Origin of the sequence: Vibrio sp. G-C-1, assembly GCF_021728015.1 — a bacterium.
GTDB classification, from domain to species: Bacteria; Pseudomonadota; Gammaproteobacteria; order Enterobacterales; family Vibrionaceae; genus Vibrio; species Vibrio splendidus.
Genome location: NZ_JAKKCR010000039.1, coordinates 1 through 1,412 on the forward strand (window position 1 = coordinate 1; position 1,412 = coordinate 1,412).

Below are 1,412 nucleotides of genomic sequence, written 5' to 3' on the forward strand. Positions count from 1 at the left end.
TAATGCCGTTCACTTAAGAGTGAACGGCATTTTTGTTCTTAGCATACCGCTGTGGTCTAGGCTTAACTGTTCTAGGGAATGTTCTTTCCCTCCGCCCTTCAAGTATTAAGCTTTCAGCCATGTTGTGGAACCCCTTTAGCTGACGAGGTATTGCGCCTGGTGTTGAGTAAGGTAAGCCTACAAGTAACGCAGATACATGAGCTAATGTGCCGTTAAAACTGAGTTGATAAGGAAGGTAATTTCCCTTTAGATTGAAGCAGAGCTCGACCATCTGGTATCGGATTAAATTGTAAGTAAGCAAGATGCCCCATAACTCCTGCTTTACCAGTTCTGGTAAACGACTTCGCAGCGTGAGACGATTTCCAAGCATGTATTGTTTCTGCTCTCGGTAGCCTAGCTCAATTTCCCAACGATGTTCATAAAGGCCTGCAATATCTTTTGATGGGTAACGCAGGGAGTCCGTCATGGAGGTTAATACTTGGTAGTCTTTTCCTTTAATTTTACGAGTGACAAGTCGAGCGGTTATCGACTTTGGTAAATCAGGCCATAGCTTTCTAGCCCTTGGGTTACTGTGTAATTGAACCAGTTTGTCATTTCGCCCTAAAGATTGAACAATGTCATATTGTGTATTTTTCTTGAGGGGGATAAGCCAATGACGCTCTGAGCCAGAGTCTTGCCATTTATGTAATAAGCCTAAAGAATAGAACCCCTTATCGAACATTGTCACGCTATGGTTTGGTGTTGTTTCTATCAATTTTTCAGCTAATATCATTTCGTTTGTATTGTAATTATCAAATGCACTGGCCGTAATAATGTGACTGCTTAGTTCCATTTGGCAGACCATTCTCACTTGCGGATATTGCGTCCCTTTTTGTCGAGAAAATGCCTTTTCATTTTGCGGGTTATCGGGCGTTCGCCAAACAACGCCATCGACGCCAAGAAGCGTTAATCCATTCCACTGGGGTAACTTTGCACTTTTTAACCATGACGTAGTCATTCGCTCAAAGACCGCTTTAATTGCGTCTTCACCCAACGTCTTTCGACGTTGAGTTAACGCACTTGGTGCGACAAAAGCTTTACCTGTACGGTCGACAATATCAAGTTGGTTCACTAAATCTTTCATGGATTTACTGTTATAGATAGCCATTCCAACAAGCAGCCACACCATGGATTCTAAAGTTAATTTCCTCTTTCTCATCGTGACAGTATCAGTAAGAGAATAGGCTTCGTCGATGAGTTCAATTGGAAGCAAGTCAGACAAAGTCTCAACGCTGCTAGGTTTCCAATCATTAATTATGTTTAGAGCTTGAGAAACATCCATAAAAAAATCCAAGTGCATTAAATACACTTGGATTTTGACAGCTCTGAAGGATCCTTCAACCGATCGCTTTGGCTTTAACTGATCGGCATTA

Annotated in this window: 1 protein-coding gene; it reads right to left on the minus strand. The window is 41.9% G+C overall.

What is annotated here, in order from left to right:
- Nucleotides 1–13: 13 nt before the first annotated feature.
- Entirely contained in the window at nt 14–1,321 is a 1,308-nt protein-coding gene (locus tag L3V36_RS23795; protein WP_102250515.1) for an IS4 family transposase, read from the minus strand.
- Nucleotides 1,322–1,412 lie beyond the last annotated feature (91 nt).